Source organism: Neobacillus niacini (assembly GCF_000759675.1).
Lineage (GTDB): Bacteria > Bacillota > Bacilli > Bacillales > Cytobacillaceae > Neobacillus > Neobacillus niacini_A.
The window spans coordinates 1-3,027 of record NZ_BAWM01000064.1 but is presented as its reverse complement, the minus strand read 5'-3'; the positions used below and the strand labels follow the sequence as shown (position 1 = coordinate 3,027).

General features: G+C 37.5%; 3 protein-coding genes. 2 read left to right on the top strand and 1 reads right to left on the bottom strand.

Going from position 1 to position 3,027, the window contains the following annotated elements; translation table 11 throughout:
- The first annotated feature begins 117 nt into the window (after positions 1 to 117).
- Positions 118 to 654 (top strand): DUF5412 family protein, encoded by a 537-nt coding sequence (locus TR08_RS19020; protein ID WP_045520910.1) that lies wholly within the window; start codon positions 118 to 120, stop codon positions 652 to 654.
- Positions 655 to 1,135: 481 nt separating this feature from the next.
- A complete protein-coding gene (locus TR08_RS19015) occupies positions 1,136 to 1,489 on the top strand; it encodes a hypothetical protein (protein WP_045520908.1) in 354 nt (117 codons plus the stop codon).
- 269 nt (positions 1,490 to 1,758) lie between these two features.
- Here TR08_RS19015 and TR08_RS19010 read toward each other — a convergent pair whose 3' ends face one another.
- Positions 1,759 to 1,950 carry a hypothetical protein gene (locus TR08_RS19010; RefSeq protein WP_045520906.1) on the bottom strand — a complete coding sequence of 64 codons (192 nt, stop codon included), beginning with the start codon at positions 1,948 to 1,950 and terminating at the stop codon, positions 1,759 to 1,761.
- Between the last annotated feature and the right edge of the window lie 1,077 nt (positions 1,951 to 3,027).

The window sequence follows — 3,027 nt, the reverse complement described above, 5'->3', positions numbered from 1 at the left end:
CATTAATAGTGCAAGCACGGTTCTGGGAGGGGGTGGAGTACAATCTACCGTAAGGTAGAAAGGCTCCATTCTACTCGACTAGCACAAGAAGACAGATAAAAACAAGGAGGGGAATTTGTGGGAAAAAGATATAACTTATGGTCTTTTTATTTAATACTTGTTTGCTTAGGATTAGTAGCCTACTCATTGTATTCTAATATTAGCAATACTTGGCTGATTGCTCCGCCAAACTACATTCTTCTTTTGATTAGTGCAATATCTTTTATCTTTGGAATTAAAGGGTTTAAAGATAATAGGAATTGGCAGGCAAAAACAAGAAGTTGGTTGACTGTAATTTTATCATTTCTATTGTCTATTGCTCTCTTTCTAGTAATTTTGTTATCCTTATTTGCTTCTTTATTGGGAGCGAATGAGCACATTGAAACTGTACACTCTCCTGATGGTAACTATACAATTGATTTTTATCGTTATGACGCAGGGGCAGCAGGTTCATTTGGAGTGAGGGGAGAATTAAAAGGACCACTGTGGTTTAAAAAAAGAATTTATTATCAAGACACAGTAGAACAGGTTGAAGTGGAATGGGACAATAACAGCACAGTATCGATTAACAATCATATCTTAAATTTGAAAAAAGGAGACACATACGGATATTAGTTTCTCTATTAGAAAAGTGATTAGTATGTGAAACTTTCAACTTAAAGTAACGGGGGCAAGAGTTCAAGAATGGAGCGGTCATAATTGGCGGCTTTTCTTTTTGTGCTAACGGAGCAGGATAGTTCAATAAATATTCACAAATTAACTGGAATCTAATGGTAAAATAAATACAAGAATTATCTTGGGGGCGATTATATGATATTAAATATCTTCGTATCGTTGTTAATATTAGCTTTACTTGTTGGCTTTGGATTCTTATTCTTTAAGCTGGTTAAGGTATTGAAAAAATAATGTAATGGTGCAACTATTCAATATAGGAGTTGCTTATTATACTACGGGTGCAAGAATGAAGTAATAGCTGCCTATGCCTGGGGCAGCTTTTATTATTGAACTAAAGAAGCAGGATAGTACAATAAGGCAGGAATTTTGGAGGGGTTGTCGAATTACGTTTTTATATGATATTGGATAGGGTGATTGAAACGTGCTAAAGTCCTCAAACTTGAAGAAAGAAGGTTTTCGCATTTTAGTTTTACTTATCATTTGTTTTGCATATGCATACCAAAAGCCAATATTGGCAACTGGAAAAGCCACAGATTATGCAGCTTTGTGTTTGCAACTACCACCAAAAAGATTGGGAATAGAAGCCGTGGATATTAATTGGGATGACATTAAACCTGAGAAATTTTCCATTGATAAAAAGAGTGGTTTTTTTAATCAAATCACTAATCAACGTGAGTTGAGTGTAACGCTGAAAACTAAAAATGGCGAAGAACTAACCGTTAGGATGGACGCGTATAATGGAAGGTGCCTTGAAGTGACTGGTCCATTAAATTAACAGGAAGTCCTGCGTCTTATTGAACTAACGGGTGCAAGAGTTTAAGATCCAGCTGCCAAACATTCTTGGTGGCTTTTTGTTATTCAGCTTACGAGCAGGTTAGTTTAACAAGGTATAAAGAGATTGGGTTTAATCCTAAAAGGTTCCGTTATGGGAGAGAAAATTATGTTTTACTCACTGACTAGCAACCTAATTGGCTTTAGTCTTTACAAAATAAAAAACAATAAAAAGAGCATTGGTTTGCAAAACCGACACTCTTTTTTGATGTTTCATTTATATCGGTTATTGTTTAAGGCGTTTGTTTGTCCTTGCTTATTTCTTGCGAATGATGCCGCAATTGCTATAATCCCGAACCCTATTATCTTAATAGTTATATTGCCTAAATAGCTTATATCCTCAATTGTTGTTGCCGTTAAAATAGAACCGATAAGAATAAATGGAATTGCAATTAGCAACCTCAATTTTTCAATCCTCCCCTCTAAAAAAGTAGGTTTATGATTAAATCCGCTCGCGTTTTGTAAGTTTCAGCTTATTGAATAGTATTATTAATTTGGAATATTTTGTTAGCTTAAGTTTATCATAGGACGTGTCGGTAGAGAACCTTGAATGTTTAAGTTCTTTTCCCTAATATCTAATTGTTTGTATTAGCACGGAACTCTAAAGTGCTTTTAGTTTGATGAAGAATACATATTAGAAACTGGTGTGGTGTCACTGTACAAGCAACAGTATGAAGCATAGATGAGAAAATAATTTTAATTAAAATGCGGCGGTCATACTTTTTCACTGAACCCCTTGTTTTTTTTAGGCTTGTGTTGAACTAACGAAGCAGGTGTGCGGCCGAGCCTAGGTCGTATCATATAACGGGTGGGATTCCCGTCGAGTAAGAACTAGCCATTCGCTCGTAGCGAGTCTTGGAGGGCTAAAGGTAACTTTAGTCTTTAAGCGTAGACAGTTAGGTGGCGGGCCGAAAGCCAATTGGTTGAAGGGATTGAGCTCCATAATGTTAGTAAAACGAGAGGGCTGATGCTTTACCTGCAGCAGAAAGCTACATTTTATCCTTCGTTTAGGGCAAGATGGATAAAACCTCTCTGGAGTCAGAGACCTTGGCACGTTACACATCGATATGATACGGCAACTCGGGAGACCCTACCGGTCTTTTCTTGTAAGAAGAGTATGGTGTACAAGCGATAAAAAGCAAGGAGACCAAATGCTGTGTAGGGAGTCGGATAGCAGCGTAGTACCAATGAAGTTGGGTAATGCCGATGGAGGAAAGGCTAGCTACCAGTTATCGCCCTTACTAGGGAAACATTTACTACACTCAGAGGTAGGGATAAGTGGAAGCAAAACTACTAAGGATAGCAGAAGTAGTAAAATCTCAATCTAAGAGATTAGCTACATTTTGTGAATGGTAACTAGGAGGAGCCGTGTGCATTAATAGTGCAAGCACGGTTCTGTGAGGGTTGCGCCTTGAAAGCTCAAGGAATACATGCGACTTGAAATAGTCGTCTAGATAATGCTTAGCCAGCAGTCTTGTACCG